Here is a 15,336-nt window from a genome sequence, read left to right on the forward strand (position 1 = left end):
CTTCACCCGGACCGGGTCACCCTCGGGCGGCCTCGTCGGCGAGGCGCGTCGCCTCCGCCCGGGCGGCCTTCAACGTGCGCAGCAGCTCCTGCTGGCGCTGCCGGTCGTCGTCGCTCGTGAGCTTGTGCCGGTCCAGGAACGCGAGCTCGGTCACGCTGGCCTGGTAGACGGCGACGGCCTTCGCGGCGCGCTTGCCGGACTGCCGTTTCGCCTGCCGCCGCCAGGCCCGTCGCCCGGGCAGGCTGGCCAGCAGGTCGACCTCGGACGGCGCAATCCACCGCTGCGCGGCCATGTGCGGCAGGGCGGCGGCGATGATGCGCTGCTCCCGCCGTCGTTGCAGAACGACCAGGTAGACGACGCCGAGGAACAGCGGCAGCATGATCAGGAAGTAGACGGTGAGGAACTTCGAGCCGCCGAGCAGCGCGGCGCTGTTCCACAGCGCGTGCAGGCAGACGGCGGCCAGGTAGCCGGCGATGGGGGCGAGGACCTTCAGCGCCTTGGTGGTCGTGCGCGCGGCGATGCCGATCCCGATGCCGGTGAGGACGGCGAACAGCGGGTGCGTGAAGGGCGCGAGGACGCCGCGGAGGAAGAAGGCCGTGATGACGCCCTGGCTGTGCCCGTCGCCGAAGCCGTAGTCGGCGAACGCGCGGCCGAAGTAGTAGATGTTCTCGGTGAACGCGAACCCGGCGGCGCTGAACCCGGCGTAGACGACGCCGTCCACGACACCGTCGAACTCTTCGCGGCGGCGCCACACGAGGAGCACCACGAAGAGGGCCTTGGCGGCCTCTTCGACGACGGGCGCGGAGATGAGCGCGGCGATGGTGTTGCCGCTGCCCTTGCCGAGCAGTTCGTCACCGACGGCTTCGGCGGTGGTGTTGATGAGCAGCGCGGTGATGGTCGCGATGCAGGCGCCCCAGGCGAAGGCGAGGAGCAGGAACTTCGCCGGTTCGGGCTCCCAGCGGTCGACCCAGAGGAACCCGGCGACGACGCCGGCGACCGGCACGAGCGCGGCGAGGACACCGATCGTGACGGCGAGGGGCCCGACCCGCGCGGTGGCGAGGCCGAAGAGGAACAGGCCGCAGAGGGCGACCACGATCAGCCCGAGCACCGGCAGCAGCACGGTGATCCGGCGAGGCCGCCGTCCCCGGTCGAGTCCCGTCGCGGGCGAGAGGGTTCCGCTCACAGCCGGTCACCCTACGCAGACCGGACAGGAACGGAAACGCCACCTGGCACACACGGCGCGGGTTCAGCCGGCCGGGCGCGTCGGGCGCGCCCCAAGGTGGCCTTGGTTGCGTCAGACGCACCCAAGGCGGCCTTCGGTGCGTTGAGGGCGGCGGTGGGCATGGGAGGAGAGACCAAGGCCGCCTTGGGGCGCTTGGTGCGTCAGTCCTCCGCGCGGCGACGGCGGCGGGGCGTTGAGCCCGTTCCGCCGTTCGCGGCCAGCAGCTCGCTCACCGAGCGGCCCGCCGTGTGCGAACCGCTGCCCGGGGGCGCCTCGGCCGACCGGCGGCCGTTGCGGGCGTGGCCGTTGCTCGCGCCGTTGTGGCCGTTCTGCTCCATGTCCGCCGGGTCGACCGGGGCCATGTTGCGGCGCGACATCGACGCCCGCTCGGCGACCATGCCTTCCCACGCCGGCGGCTCGCCGTCCGGGCGACGGCGGCGGCCACCGCCTGTCGGCTCCGGCGCGGCGGGCACGGCGGGCATTTGCTGCGAGTCGTCCGGCTTGCGGCGGCGGCCGCCCGAGCGGCCCTGGTAGTTGCGGACCGACTCCGGCAGCGTCGGGTTCGCCATCGGCGCGTCGGCCTGCGCGGCCTCGGCGGGCGCGCGGTGCGAGCCTCCGTGGCGCGAGGCCGGCTCGTCGAGGATCGGCGACATGTCCGCCCGCGAGAACTGCTCCAGCCGCGACGGACGGCGGCCGTCGGCGGCCGGGACCGGCGTGGTCGGCGGCACCACCGGCGGCAGGTTCGTGCGCGACGGCTGCCGCGCGGCCGGCGGGTTGTTCGGCACCGGAGTCGTCGGCGGGACGACCGGGAGGTCGCGACGCGACGCCGTGGCGTCCCTCGGCATCGGCGGCGTCTTCGGCTCCGGCGGCTTCGGCCGGTTCGGCCGCTGGCGCTCGGCGAAGTCGTCGCGGTTCTGGAAGGCGGCGCTCAGGTCGGTCACCGGCCGGATGTCCGACCGGGACATCTCCGACGGCTTCACCGGCGGAGCGGGCCGGGCGGGCGCCGGCCGCGGCGGCTCGGGCGGCTTGGGGCGCGCACCGTTCCCGACGCGGGGCAGGTCCGGCCGCGACATCTCCACGCGCGGGATGTCCGGACGGGACATCTCGACTCGCGGGATGGCCGGCATCGACCGCTCCACCGGCGGGATCGCGGGCATCGACCGCTCCACGCGCGGGATGTCCGGGCGAGACATCTCCACCCGCGGAATGGCCGGCATCGACCGCTCCACCCGGGGGATGTCGGTCATCGACCGCTCCACCCGCGGGATCGCGGGCATCGACCGCTCGACCCGCGGGATGTCCGACCGCGAGACCTCGGCCGGCCGCGGCGCCTCGACGCGCGGCAGGTCCGGGCGCGACACCTCGGCGGGCCGCATCGCCGGCCGTGACAGCTCCGCCCGGCGTGCGGGCGGCGGCTCGGGACGGCGGATCTCCGTCTTCGGCTCCGGAGCGCGGCGGATCTCGGTCTTCGGCTCGGGCCGCGGCACCTGGCGCGTCGGCTCGGCGGCGGCCTCGGGACGGCGCTCGGGCTGGCCGGCGACCTCCTCCGGCTTCGGCAGCCGCATCGGCTGCGACTCGGCCTGGCGGCGGGCCGCCTCGGCGCGCAGCTCGGCGGCCTTTAGCTCGCGCTGCGCGGCGTTCAGCGCCGGGTCGACGGCCGGCACCGGCGGACGGCGTTCGCTCAACGGCTTCGGCCGCGAAATCTGCTGGGTGCTCTGCACGGAGACGTTCGCCGGGGCCTTCGGGACCGGCTTGCCGCCGAAGCCCTTGCCCTTGCCGAGGCCCTTGCCGTTCGCGGGCTTGCCGTTCGACGCCTTGCGGCGCCGCTCGTCGAGCACGCGGTCGATCAGCTCGGTCGGCCGCTCGCCGGCCTCGGCGGGCTTCTTCCCGGCCATCAGCTGGGCGGGCCGCTTCTTCGGCGCGCCGTCGGTGACCATGCGGTTCTCGTCGGAGAGCTTGCGCATCCGGGTCGCCTGCGCGGTCAGCGCGACGCGTTCGAGCAGCACCTCGCCGCCGAACAGCGACTGGAGGCTGTCGCGCAGCGCGGAGACCTCGGCGCGCAGCGCCTCCAGCTCCTCGCGGCCCTTGGAGTCGGCCGCGCTGCGGTTCTCGGCCTCCACCTCCAGCTCGAATTCGCGCCGGGCCGCGATCTCGCGTTCCAGCTCCAGTTCGTACACAGCCTGCGCCTCGGCGACCGCGTCCTCGCTCTGTGCCGCGTGCTTGCGGTACTTCACGGCGAGGAAAGCGCCGATCAGGGCAGCCCAGAGGGCGGCGACGATCCCCAGCCGGAGATAGCGGAGATCATCGCTGAGCACCAGTGCGAGGGTGGCTCCGATGGCGAGGACAAAGCCGACGACGAGCCACGGCCTGCCCAGTAGGCGGCCGCGCGAGTCGTCACCCACGCCGGTCATGCCTGACACCGTACCTGCTCGTAATCCGAACGAGACCTACTCGGTCCCGCGAGCGGTGGGATTCCAGCGCTAACCGGTCGTTCCGCGGGTGTGCTCACGATCTTGGTCACGCGGGGTCCGGCAGCAGTGTTCGAGCCACAAACCCGCTGCTACCAGGGCCGCGGAGGACACGACGCCGACCACGCCTGCCCGCGTGTCGAGCACGGCGGCGACGAGTTCGTCACGTCGCGGGAAAACGTAGGCGAGCGCGGCCAGCCAGGCCCCGCCCATGAACGCTCCGGCGAGTGACGAAGCCTTCGCCAGCGCGACCGATCGGGCGATCCCGATAGCGGCAACGACCCGGCCGTTCTTGATCCGGGAGCGGATGGAGAGCGCGAGCCCGGCCTCGACGAGGGCCAGCACAGCGAAGGTGATGCCGGCGAACGTGGGCAGCTGCGGCAGCGAGCCGTACGCGACGACGAAGAGCAGGTACCCGAGGACCAAGCCGAGCAGCCCGGCCACCACCAGGTCGCGGGGCCGAGTGAAGTGCATGCTCCAACCGTACCGTGAGAAGCTTGACTCTCCACCGACTGGAGAGTTCACCATGCGTCTTGTGGGCACCACCGCGACCTTCACCATCGGCGAGCTGGCCCGGCGGACCGGCTTGCCGGTCAAGACCATCCGCTTCTATTCGGACGAGGGCCTGCTGCCCCCGACCGAGCGGACGGACGCCGGCTACCGCCTCTACGACGCCGCGGCGATGGCCCGGCTCGAGCTGGTCCGCACCCTGCGCGAACTGGGGCTGGGCCTCGCCGACGTCTCGGCCGCCTTGACGCGGCCGTCGACGGTCGGCGAGCTGGCGACCCGGCACGTCGAGGCGCTGGACGAGCAGATCCGGCGCCTGCGGCTGCGCCGGGCGGTGCTGCGCGCGGTGGCCAAGCGTGATTCCGAGCTGGAGGAAGTGAAACTGATGAACCGTCTCGCGTCGATGTCCGACGAGGAGCGCAAGCGGCTGGTGGACGAGTTCTGGGACGAGATGGTGTCCGGGCTCGAGGTCAACGAGGAGTTCTACCAGCGCATGCGCGCCGGCAAGCCGGAGCTCCCGGACGACCCGTCACCGGAGCAGCTGGAAGCGTGGATCGAGTTCGCCGAGCTGATCCAGGACCCGGACTTCCGGGCGCTGATCCGCGGCATGAGCGAAACCCAGGCCAAGCAGATCCGCGAAGGCGACTTCGAACAGCCGTCCTCGGCGTGGCGGGACAACTGGAACGCGTGGACGGCCCGCGCTCAGGAAGCCGTCGACGCGGGCGAAAGCCCGACGTCCGAGGTGGGGCAAGCGTTTGCGGCGGAGATCGCGGCGGCGTCGGCCCGGCCGGATCAGGACCCGTCGTCGGCCGAGTTCCGCCGCGAGCTGGCCGACCGCTTCGCCGCGGGCGGCGACCCGCGGGCCGAGCACTACTGGAAGCTGCTGGGGATCATCAACGGCTGGCCCCCGTTCCCGACGACCCGGCCCGCGGTCGGCTTCATGATCGAAGCCCTGCGCGGCTGACCGCACCGGAACGGCAACTCGGCGACGGGCCGGGCGTGATCGGTAACGGCCACGTCCGGTACACCGATGAGTCATCTTTCAGCGCAGCTGGAGGCCCGTCCGGCGGACCGTCGCCACCTCGTCCGCCGGCCGGGCCGCGAGCAGCTCCGCGATCGGGCCGTGGCCCGGCAGCACCGCCGCCGGCTCGAGCTCCACCCACGGCACCAGCACGCTCGCCCGGTCCGGCGTGCCCGGGTGCGGCAGCAGCAGCTCCGGGTCGTCGGACGTCACGCCGTCGACCGTGACCACGTCGACGTCCAGCGTCCGCGGGCCCCAGCGCAGCTCGCGCACCCGGCCCGCGGCCTGCTCCGCCGCCTGGCCCGTGCGCAGCCACGCCCAGTGGTCGCGCGCCGGGTCGTCGACCACGCACACCGCGTTCAGGAAGTCCGGCTGGTCCTCGACGCCCCACGCCTTCGTCTCGTACACGCTCGACACCGCGACCAGCGCCGGCCGCACCGCGTCCAGCGCCAGCTTCAGGTAGCCGAGCCGGTCGCCGAGGTTCGAGCCCAGCGACAGCACCGCGCGGCTCACCGGTCGCGCCGGACCGTCACCGCGACGTCGTCGAACGTCAGCGGGATCGGTGCCGACGGCTTGTGGACGGTCACCTCGACCGCGCTCAGCCGCTCGTCGCGCATGACCTCGTCGGCGATCTTGCCCGCGACGCTCTCGATCAGGTCGTACGGCTCGCCGGCGACGATCCCCGCCGCCAGCTCGGCCAGCTCGCCGTAGTGCAGCGTCTTCGTCAGGTCGTCCGACGCGGCGGCCGGCCCGAGGTCCAGCCACACGGTGACGTCGACGACGAACTCCTGGCCGTCGCGCTTTTCGTGCTCGAACACGCCGTGGCGGCCGAACACGCGCAGGCCGGTCAGCGTGATCCGGTCAGACATCCGGGGAACCCTTCCACCAAGCGGCGGCCACGGCGACCGCGTCCAGCGACGCCCCGACCTCGTGCACCCGCACGCCCCACGCCCCCGCGGCCGCGGCGAGCGCGGAAATGGCGGCGGTGGCGTCCTCACGGCCGTCCGGCGGCCGCGGCGTGCCGTCCTTTTCGGACAGCAGGCGGCCGAGAAACCGTTTGCGCGAAGCTCCGACCAGCACCGGGAACCCCAGCGACAGCAACGAGTCCAGCCCGCGCAGCAACGCCCAGTCGTGCTCGGCGTTCTTCGCGAAACCCAGCCCCGGGTCCAGCACGATCGCGCTCTCGGCGACCCCCGCGGCCAGCGCTTCGTCCACCCGGGACAGCAGCTCGGCCCGCACGTCGGCGACGACGTCCTGGTAGGACGCCAGCGCCTGCATGTCCTTGCTGTGCCCGCGCCAGTGCATCAGCACCCACGGCACCCCGCTGTCCGCGGCGACGCGCGCCATTTCCGGATCGGCCAGCCCACCCGAGACGTCGTTGACGATGTGCGCCCCGGCTTCGAGCGCCGCGGCGGCGACGGCCGCGCGGGTCGTGTCGACCGACAGCGCCATCCCTTCGCCGGCGAGGGTGCGGATGACCGGCAGAATTCGCCGCATTTCGGTGTCGGCGTCGACCCGGGCGGCGCCGGGCCGGGTGGACTCGCCACCGACGTCGATCAGGTCGGCGCCACGCGCCCACATCTCGCGCGCGTGCTCCAGAGCCTGCTCGAGCCCGAGGTAGCGGCCACCGTCCGAAAAGGAATCGGGCGTCACGTTCAGCACGCCCATCACGACGCACCGGCCGGGAGCGGGAAGCCCCACGCTCACCGGCGCGCCTTGATCAGGTCGAGCGCCTCCGCCCGCGACGAGGGCGAGTTCTTCAGCTGCCCGCGCACGGCGGAGGTGGTCGTGCGGGCGCCGGGCTTCCGGATGCCCCGCATGGCCATGCAGAGGTGCTCGGCCTCGATCACGACGATGACGCCGCGCGGTTCGAGCTTGCGGACGATCGCGTCGGCGACCTGGGAGGTCAGGCGCTCCTGGACCTGCGGGCGCTTGGCGTAGAGGTCGACGAGCCGCGCGAGCTTCGAGAGCCCGGTGACCTTCCCGGCGGCGTTCGGGATGTACCCGACGTGCGCGACCCCGTGGAACGGCACCAGGTGGTGTTCACAATTATGAGTTAAATGCCCCGCAATCAAAAATGTCGGATGCGGCTCGCATTTGAAGCTGTAAACCGTATAAGGCTTGGTGCCGGTCGCCGTCACGGGTGTCACCGACTCGACTTGCACGTACTCCGACTCGATCAGATCCGTCGCGTAGTCGTCCTGTGGGAAGCCGTGCTTCCGGAACCAGCTGTCCGCGACGTACAACCGGGACGCGGAATCGCCGGTGTTGGCCGTGAAGCGAGCGCCGATGACCGTTGCCAGGTCTACGAGGAACGGTGTGTTGGCGCTTGCGATGATGCGGCCCGCCGAGTGCTTGCTGCGGTGTCCGTCCCCGTCGACGTATCCGTCGAGGAAGCCGTTGAAGGTCGACAAGTCGTTCAACACGACCATCGGGAACCGCTGACGCATGTGGTGGGCGTCGCCGCCGACGTACTGCCGCATCAGGTCGGCCAGGAAGGACGACACCACCCGCACCCGGAAGCCCGGCAGGTCGCGCCCCAGGTAGCCCGACGGCCGAGAGGTCGGTTCGACCTTCGCGTCGATCCCGAACGCGCGGTGCAGTGATTCCGCGAACTTCTTCGCGTAGTCGCGGTCGTTGACCACCAGGGACACATAGCGATCCGCGACCGTGCCATCGGCGCAGACCGTGCCGACCACGTAGCCGAAGTCGTATCCGAGGGTCGGCCGCCACCGCTCACGGCAGAGCTTCTTGGCGTGCGTCCACTCGATGAAGGTGCCCTCGACGTCCTTGGCTTCCTTCCAGCCTTCCGGCGTCGCCAGAGGGTGGTCGGGAGTGACGCGGAACTTGCCCACAGAGGTCTTCACCTCGACCAGCTCGCGCACTTGGTGCGAGCTGATCTCGGTAACCTCGGTCTCTTCGACGTTGCCGCCGACGAGCGTCCAGAGCTTGTCACCGACCTGCACGTCGGCGGCCTGCTTGCGGCCGCCGACGGCGTTCACGGTCTGTTTGCTCGGCACACACTGGCTGAACATCGGAATGTCCGTGACCAGCACGAGTTCCTCGTGGGACTCGTCGAAAGTCCGGTCCAGGACCGAGTCCGGCTCGGTGTAGAGCCCCGCGAACATCTCGTGGTACGCGCGGGCCACCCGGGCGGGGGTCTCCTTGAGACCGTCCCGCTCCGGGTCTTCGCCGCAGGCCAGGAGGAGCTCGCGGATCGCCTTCTCCGCCCGGTCCTGGTCGAAGACCGGGCGGTCGGCGTCACTGCGGCTTGTCTGGTCCATCCACGTCACGTCGTTCTCCCTCGTTCTGCTGGTTGCCCGCCTGGTCGGCGAACCAGCCGTGCTCACGAGGGCGTTCTTCACCACCGGGCCGCCACGACTGGCCCGGCTGACCGCCCGGCGAGGTCGCGGGCGTCCAGCCCGGAGGGGCACCGTAGTTCGGCGGGCCGCTCTGGCCGGACGGGTGGCTGCCCGGCTGCTGGCCGCCGCCGTAGGTCTGCGGCCAGTGCGCCGTGCCGTTGGGGCCACCGTTCGGGCGGCCACCGTTCGGGTAGGCGCCCGGCTGCGGCGGGGCGTACGGGTTCGCGTTCGGGTCGACCGGCGTCGGCGACGGGTACGGCGGGCCGCCCGGCAGGTCGCCGGCCCCCTGGGCGGTGCCGACCGGGGTCGGCTCCGGCTTCAGGACCGGCTTCTCCTTCTCCGGCGGCGGCCACGGCTCGCCGCGCTCCATCGCCAGCTCGCCCGGGGTCTTGATCGGCGGCTTGTCCGACGGCGTCCGCTCACCGAACTCGTTGAACACGGTGATGTGCGGGCGCTTCTCGACCGTCGCGAAGATCCGCTCCAGGTCCTTGCGGGTCAGCGTCTCCTTCTCCAGGAGCTCGATGACCAGCTCGTCGAGCACGTCGCGGTAGGTGTTGAGCACGTGCCACGCCTCGGTGTGCGCCGTCTCGATGAGCTTGCGCACCTCCTCGTCGATCTCGTGCGCCACCTCGAGCGAGTAGTCCGCCTGCCGCCCAGCCGACCGGCCGAGGAACGGGTCTCCCTGCTCCTGGCCGTACTTGACCGCGCCGAGGCGGGCGCTCATGCCGTACTCGGTGACCATCGCACGGGCGATCTTCGTCGCCTGCTCGATGTCGGACGACGCACCGGTGGTGGGCTCGTGGAAGACGAGCTCTTCCGCCGTGCGGCCACCCATCGCGAAGACCAGCCGCCCGATCATCTCGGAGCGGGTCATCAGGTCCTTGTCGTCCTCGGGGACGAGCAGCGCGTGCCCGCCCGTGCGGCCGCGCGGCAGGATGGTCAGCTTGTAGACCGGTTCGATGTCCGGCATCGCCCACGCGGCGAGCGCGTGCCCGCCCTCGTGGTAGGCCGTGATCTTCTTCTCCTTCTCGGAGATGATCCGGCTCTTGCGGGCGGGGCCGCCGACGACGCGGTCGACGGACTCCTCCAGCGCGGCGTCGGTGATCACGTGCCCGTTCTGGCGGGCGGTGAGCAGCGCGGCCTCGTTCAGCACGTTCGCCAGGTCCGCGCCGGACATGCCGACGGTCCGCTTGGCCAGGCTGGACAGGTCCGTGCCCTGGGCGATCGGCTTGCCCTTGGCGTGCACCTCGAGGATCGCCTTGCGGCCGCGCAGGTCGGGCGCGGACACCGGGATCTGCCGGTCGAACCGGCCGGGGCGCAGCAGCGCCGGGTCGAGGATGTCGGGCCGGTTGGTGGCCGCGATCAGGATGATGCCGCCGCGGGCGTCGAAGCCGTCCATCTCGACGAGCAGCTGGTTCAGGGTCTGCTCGCGCTCGTCGTGCCCGCCGCCGAGGCCGGCGCCGCGCTGGCGGCCGACCGCGTCGATCTCGTCGACGAAGATGATGCACGGCGCGTTCTGCTTGGCCTGCTCGAACAGGTCACGGACGCGGGAAGCGCCGACACCGACGAACATCTCGACGAAGTCCGAACCGGAGATCGTGTAGAACGGCACGCCCGCCTCGCCGGCGACGGCTCGCGCGAGCAGCGTCTTACCGGTACCCGGCGGCCCGTAGAGCAGCACGCCCTTCGGGATCTTCGCGCCGAGCGCCTGGTAGCGCGCCGGGTTCTGCAGGAAGTCCTTGATCTCGTACAGCTCTTCGACGGCCTCGTCGGCACCCGCGACGTCCCCGAAGGTCGTCTTGGGCATGTCCTTGTTCAGCTGCTTGGCCTTGGACTTGCCGAAGTTGAGGACGCGGTTGCCGCCACCCTGGGCGTTGTTCATCATCCACATCAGCAGGCCCAGGACGAGGGCCAGCGGGATGGCGAAGATGAGGATCTGCGTCAGCACGCCCTGCTGGGTCACCTTGGTGGTGAACTTGATCGGCTGGCCGCCGTTCTTCGCCGCGATCAACGAGTCGTAGATCGGGCGGGTGGCGTCCGAGGGGTACTGCGAAATGATCTGGGTGACCTGCTGGCCGTCGACGTCGATGGGCTTGGCCAGCAGCAGCTTGAGCTGCTGTTCCTTGTCCTCGAGGCTGGCTTCCTTGACGTTGTTCGAGGAGATCTGGGAGTTCGCCACCGAGATGGGTGCCTGGGTGTACCCACGATCACTGTCGAAGATCGTGTTGTACGCGAACAACGCCAGCAACCCCGCGACGATCCACAGCAGTGGGTTCCTGAGCACGCTCTTCCGGTTCATACGACTCGGCCCTGGTGGCCTCGACCCTCCCTGGTTGGGCGGCTCCTGTGATACCCGCCATCACGATCTTGACAACCCGCGGTGCCCGGGCTGCCGTCCCATCAGGGTACCGTCCGCTGCCGCGTTCATCCCCTGTGAGCCTCTCGCAGGTCAACGGGCGATACCGCGCCCGGGTTCCCGGCCGGCGTCCACGCTGTTCACGCTAGCGCGTGCCGTCGGACACACTGCTCACCATCTCGCCCAGCCGGGTCCGCAGCGTGGCCGGGTCGGCCGGGGCGACGGTGACCCACTCGCGGCCGTCCGTACCTGCGCGGGAGAGGCTCAGGTAGCGCCCGGTCGCGGTGTCGAACCAGGCCAGCACCCGGGACCGCTGCTTGGCCCCGACCTGGGAACGGCTGTTCGCTGCCAGCTGACCGCCGCGTTGCCGCGGCTGCCCGGAGATCCGGCCGTAGGCCTCCCGCGGGTCGGCCGTGACGCGTTCGCTCAGCGGCGTCCGGCGGGCTCGCCCGCGTTCCTCGCCCGGGTTGGCCGGGAGGGACACGGGCACCCGGATCGGCGCGGTGCGCAGGGCGTCGTCCAGCGGGAGTGTGACCGACGCCTCGCTTCCGCGCGGGCCGGCCGGGAGCACCCCGACGACGGCGGAGACCAGGCCGTCCGGTGGGACGTCCCGCAGCCAGATGCCGTCGGCGTCCTGGACCGCGAGGACGCCCAGGGTGTCGTCGGCCGCCGCGAGCACGCCGATGGTCGGCGCCTCGAACTGCGGGATGTGCAGGGCGTCGATGGTCAGCGGGGCGAAGGCCAGCAGCTGCAGGGCGTCCTCGATCGGCGGCGCGAGCCTGCCGCGCGCATCGCGAACGCCGCGGGCCTTCAGCTCGGCGTCGACGCGGTGGCGCAGCGAGACGCGCTCGTCTTCGGTCGCGCCGTGCGACCGGACCAGCAGCGGGTACGGCAGCTCCCCGACCTGCGCCGACTCCCAGAGGAAGTCGAACGCGAGCGGCGAGAAGAACTCTTGCATCACTACTCTCCCGGATCGGACTCTTGCTCAGCGTAGCCCGCACCACCGACAAAAAGTGGCGACGGCGAGCACGCTCGGAGAAAGCCGGAGCCCGATCTTGGCAGAGGCGCTGACGACGCGATCAGACTGTGCTGGTTTGCGCGGCCCCCGCCAGCATCTCGCCCAGCCGGTGGCGCAGCGTCGCCGCGTCGGCCGGGGCGATCGTGATCCAGTCACGGCCGTCGCGGCCGCGGGTCGCCTGGGTGAAGTACCGGCCCGTCTCCGTGTCGAACCAGCTCAGCACCGGCGTCCGGGTGCGGCCGCCCATGCGCGAACGCGCGTTGGCCGCGATCTGGCCGCCGCGCAGCCGCGGCTGGGCGTGCAGCTTCGCCAGCGCCTTGCGGTCCTCGTCCGCCGACGCGCGCTCGTCGCCGTTGCCGCGGCGGGACAGGAAGTCGACCCCGTGCGCGCCGACCAGCTGCTCCAGTGGGACCGTCACCGACTTCTCCGCACCGCGCGGGGCACCCGGGAGCAGCGAGACGATCGCGCTCGCCAGGCCGTCGGCCGGGCACGGCTGCAGGTGCAGGCCCCGCGTGTCCTGGACCGCCAGCAGCCCCTGGCCGCCCAGCACACCGGCGATCGCCAGCAGCGGCTCGGCGTCCGGGGCGATCAGCTGGACCGCGTCCAGGCTCAGCTCGGGCTGCGCCAGCACGCCGAAGTAGTCCTCGACGTGCGGTTCCGGCCGGCCGCGGCCGTCGGCCAGCCCGCGAGCGGCCAGCCCTTCCAGCGTGCGGCGGCGCAGCAGCGACCGCTCGTCCACGGTCTCGCCGTGCGAGCGGACGCGCAGCGGGTACGGCAGCTCGCCCAGCCCGGCGGACTCCCACAGGAAGTCCACCTCGACCGGGGTGAGCAGCTCAGCGTTCGGCATCGAGCCACCCCCAGGAGAAAAGCGGGCCGGGCCCGCCGTCGGCGAACCCGGCACGAAAGGATCAGCGGTCTTCGTCGTCCTCGGACCACGCGCCGATCACCGGCGGCGGGGTCGCCTGGTCGGCGCCGAAAGCCGCGTCCGGGTCGGCCTCGATGAGGAACGACGCGTGCGTGTGCTCCTCGTCCTGCTCGCCCTGGGCGCCGTGCGGGGCCATGCCCATGCCCGGGTTCATCGGCGGCGGGGTCTGCCCGCCGATGGTGCCCGCCGACGAGACGAGACCCTGCTGCGGTGCCTGGGCCGACGCGGCGCTCTGGCCTTCGGCCGAGGCCAGCGACGTGTCGTTCGTGGCCTTCGCACCCGACTTGCTGCCCTTGCCGAGCGCGCGGGAAGCCAGCGCACCGAGGCCGCCGGCGGCACCGCCGATGCCGAGGCCCATGCCGATCTTGCTCAGCGGGCTGCCGCTGCTCGGCTGCCCGGCACCCGTGGCGACGTGGCCCGCCCCGGTGCTCGTGCCCGTGCCCGTCCCGGCGGCCGTGCCACCCACGCTGCCGTCGGTGCCGAGCGCCGCCGCGTCGTGGCCGAAGGCGCCGCCGTGGACGCCGTTCGGGCCGACCGCCGCGTGCTGCGCGTCGAACGCGCCGCCGTGGCCGCCGCCGAAGCCCGCGCCGCTCGAGGCGAACACCGCGCCGCCCGCGCCGGAGAGCCCCTGGACCGGGCCGGCGCTGCCGACGCTGCTGATGCCGTTGAACGACACGGAGTTGTGCGAACCGGTCGGCTTCATGCCGAGCGACTCCGGGCCGAAGCTCGGGGTCGAGCTGTCGACCTCGCTCATCGCCTTGGTGTAGGCGTTGAAGAACGCGACCTGCTGCGCCTTGACGTCGTTGGCCGCGTCCGCCTGGGCCTTCTGGTCGGCGATCAGCGCCGCCGGGCCGCCCGCCAGCGCGGCCGCCATGGCCTGCTTGGGGTCGTAGTCCTTCGGCGCCGGCATCTTCTTGACCTCGGCGGCCGCCGCGGCCTGCCGGGCGAGCCGGTCGGACATCGTGTGCGCGGCGTCGGAGGCCTGCGAACCGGAGTTCGCGATGGCCACCAGCGCGCCCTGCGCACCCGCGGCACCACGGCCGACCCAGGCGTTGCCCAGCTCGGAGATCGCGTTGTACAGGTGGTCGGACGCCTGCTTCAGCTCGGTGCCGTGGTGCGCCCAGGCGTGCCCGGTCGCCTCGGCCGTGCCGGGGTCGTTGTTGTTGACCGCGCCCGCGTAGAGCTGCTGGCTGGCCTGCGCGTTCCAGTTCGGCGGGTTGGCGATCGCGCGGTCGCTGCCCATGTCGAAGCCGCCGGCGCTGCCGCGGGCGTTGTCGACGATGTTCTGCGACGCCGCGTTGTCACCGAGCGGGACGAGCGAGCCCGGGTCGGCCGTCGTCGCCGGCTGGTCGCTGTGGTTCGGAGCCATGACTTCGAAATCCCCCTCTGGACTCAGGCGTTGCGGAACGGATCGGCCGCGGCGTTGTCGATCTCGTGGTACCGGGACATCGCCGTGACGATGCCCTCTTCGGCGGCGGTGTACTGGTCGAGCAGGTTCTGCAGCGCGGCGGCGTAGGAGTCGTTCCCGCCGTCGGCGCGCTGCACGAACTTGGCCGCCATCGCGTTGCCGACCGGGTTGTCCCCGAGCTTCGGCGGCTGCGCGAGCGTGCCCGCGCCGCTGAGCAGGGCCTCGACCGCGTCCTTGCCGGTGCGGATCTTGTTCAGCACGGTCTGCGCGGCGTCGGGGTCGATCCCGACCTGGCCCGCCGCGGCCGCTGCCTTGAAGGCGTTCGCGTCGGCAGCGCTGCTGTTCCCCATCTGAGCTCTCTCCCGTTCCCCCGACCCGGTCACCGCGGGCACGAATGGTCTTCGCATAGGTTAACGCACGTGATCAGAGCCTATGACGCAAACTTCGTGCCCGGGGTTCCGCGGATCCGGTAGTTGCGGTGAACGGTCGGTGAACTAGGACGTGTAGACCTTCGGGTCCAGCGTCCCGATGTAGGGCAGGTCCCGGTAGCGCTCGGCGTAGTCGAGGCCGTAGCCGACGACGAACTCGTTCGGGATGTCGAAGCCGATGTACTTCACCGGGACGTCCACCTTGACCGCCTCCGGCTTGCGCAGCAGCGAAACGACCTCGAGCGACGCCGGGTTGCGGCTCGCGAGGTTCTTCAGCAGCCACGACAGGGTCAGGCCCGAGTCGACGATGTCCTCGACGATCAGGACGTCCCGGCCCGCGATGTCGCGGTCGAGGTCCTTGAGGATCCGCACGACGCCGGACGACGACGTCGCCGAGCCGTACGAGGAGACGGCCATGAATTCCAGCTGCGTCGGCAGCGGCAGCGCGCGGGCGAAGTCGGTCATGAACATGACCGCGCCCTTCAGGACGCCCACCAGCAGGAGTTCGCCCTGCCCGTTGGCCGGATAGTCGGCGGCGATCTGCGCCGACAGCTCCGTGATCTTGTCCTTGATCTGCTGCTCGGTGACGAGCACGGAGGCGATTTCGCCCTCGTACACAGG

13 protein-coding genes and 2 pseudogenes are annotated in these 15,336 nt (G+C 71.8%); 1 reads left to right on the forward strand and 14 read right to left on the reverse strand.

The annotated features are described in order from the left end of the window. Positions 1-16: 16 nt before the first annotated feature. From ACWEVP_RS25795 to ACWEVP_RS25805, 3 genes are all read right to left on the reverse strand, one after another. Positions 17-1,120: a PrsW family intramembrane metalloprotease gene (locus tag ACWEVP_RS25795; RefSeq protein ID WP_452065269.1), complete on the reverse strand. Its 1,104-nt coding sequence runs from the start codon at positions 1,118-1,120 to the stop codon at positions 17-19. A 263-nt stretch (positions 1,121-1,383) separates the two neighbouring features. Beyond that, positions 1,384-3,633 carry a DUF6779 domain-containing protein gene (locus ACWEVP_RS25800; protein WP_452065124.1) on the reverse strand — a complete coding sequence of 750 codons (2,250 nt, stop codon included), beginning with the start codon at positions 3,631-3,633 and terminating at the stop codon, positions 1,384-1,386. Positions 3,634-3,702: 69 nt separating this feature from the next. Beyond that, complete coding sequence (locus tag ACWEVP_RS25805; RefSeq protein WP_452065125.1) at positions 3,703-4,164, reverse strand: DUF3180 domain-containing protein; 462 nt, start codon at positions 4,162-4,164, stop codon at positions 3,703-3,705. Positions 4,165-4,225: 61 nt separating this feature from the next. Here ACWEVP_RS25805 and ACWEVP_RS25810 point away from each other — a divergent pair, with 61 nt between their 5' ends. Next, the gene (locus ACWEVP_RS25810; protein ID WP_452065126.1) at positions 4,226-5,161 is read left to right on the forward strand and encodes a MerR family transcriptional regulator; all 936 of its coding nucleotides are present in this window, start codon (positions 4,226-4,228) and stop codon (positions 5,159-5,161) included. A gap of 78 nt (positions 5,162-5,239) precedes the next feature. Here the strand turns inward: ACWEVP_RS25810 and folK are convergent, their stop codons facing one another. The 11 genes and pseudogenes from folK to hpt form a co-directional block, all read right to left on the reverse strand. Continuing rightward, on the reverse strand, positions 5,240-5,731 hold the full coding sequence (folK, locus tag ACWEVP_RS25815; RefSeq protein WP_452065127.1) for a 2-amino-4-hydroxy-6-hydroxymethyldihydropteridine diphosphokinase: 492 nt from the start codon (positions 5,729-5,731) through the stop codon (positions 5,240-5,242). Next, positions 5,728-6,087, reverse strand: a complete 360-nt coding sequence (gene folB, locus ACWEVP_RS25820) for a dihydroneopterin aldolase (protein WP_436384616.1) — start codon at positions 6,085-6,087, stop codon at positions 5,728-5,730. The genes folK and folB overlap by 4 nt, the downstream gene beginning before the upstream one ends. After that, positions 6,080-6,886, reverse strand: coding sequence for a dihydropteroate synthase (gene folP / locus ACWEVP_RS25825; RefSeq protein WP_452065270.1), 807 nt, complete (start codon positions 6,884-6,886; stop codon positions 6,080-6,082). The genes folB and folP overlap by 8 nt, the downstream gene beginning before the upstream one ends. Positions 6,887-6,921: 35 nt before the next feature. After that, positions 6,922-7,266 (reverse strand): annotated as a pseudogene (folE, locus tag ACWEVP_RS25830) (GTP cyclohydrolase I); the annotation flags it as partial. Between the two features lie 972 nt (positions 7,267-8,238). Beyond that, positions 8,239-8,502, reverse strand: a pseudogene (locus tag ACWEVP_RS25835) (GTP cyclohydrolase I); the annotation flags it as partial. Then, complete coding sequence (ftsH, locus tag ACWEVP_RS25840; protein WP_452065128.1) at positions 8,480-10,879, reverse strand: ATP-dependent zinc metalloprotease FtsH; 2,400 nt, start codon at positions 10,877-10,879, stop codon at positions 8,480-8,482. The gene ftsH and the pseudogene ACWEVP_RS25835, both read right to left, overlap by 23 nt. A 202-nt stretch (positions 10,880-11,081) precedes the next feature. Next, positions 11,082-11,897, reverse strand: coding sequence for an ESX secretion-associated protein EspG (locus ACWEVP_RS25845; protein WP_452065129.1), 816 nt, complete (start codon positions 11,895-11,897; stop codon positions 11,082-11,084). Between the two features lie 118 nt (positions 11,898-12,015). After that, the gene (locus tag ACWEVP_RS25850; RefSeq protein ID WP_452065130.1) at positions 12,016-12,801 is read right to left on the reverse strand and encodes an ESX secretion-associated protein EspG; all 786 of its coding nucleotides are present in this window, start codon (positions 12,799-12,801) and stop codon (positions 12,016-12,018) included. A 61-nt stretch (positions 12,802-12,862) separates the two neighbouring features. Continuing rightward, complete coding sequence (locus ACWEVP_RS25855; RefSeq protein ID WP_452065131.1) at positions 12,863-14,248, reverse strand: hypothetical protein; 1,386 nt, start codon at positions 14,246-14,248, stop codon at positions 12,863-12,865. 23 nt (positions 14,249-14,271) lie between these two features. After that, positions 14,272-14,637, reverse strand: coding sequence for a hypothetical protein (locus tag ACWEVP_RS25860; protein WP_452065132.1), 366 nt, complete (start codon positions 14,635-14,637; stop codon positions 14,272-14,274). Between the two features lie 144 nt (positions 14,638-14,781). Beyond that, positions 14,782-15,333 carry a hypoxanthine phosphoribosyltransferase gene (gene hpt / locus ACWEVP_RS25865; protein ID WP_354823977.1) on the reverse strand — a complete coding sequence of 184 codons (552 nt, stop codon included), beginning with the start codon at positions 15,331-15,333 and terminating at the stop codon, positions 14,782-14,784. Positions 15,334-15,336: the final 3 nt, after the last annotated feature.

The sequence above is a fragment of the Amycolatopsis sp. NPDC003865 genome, from assembly GCF_053605345.1.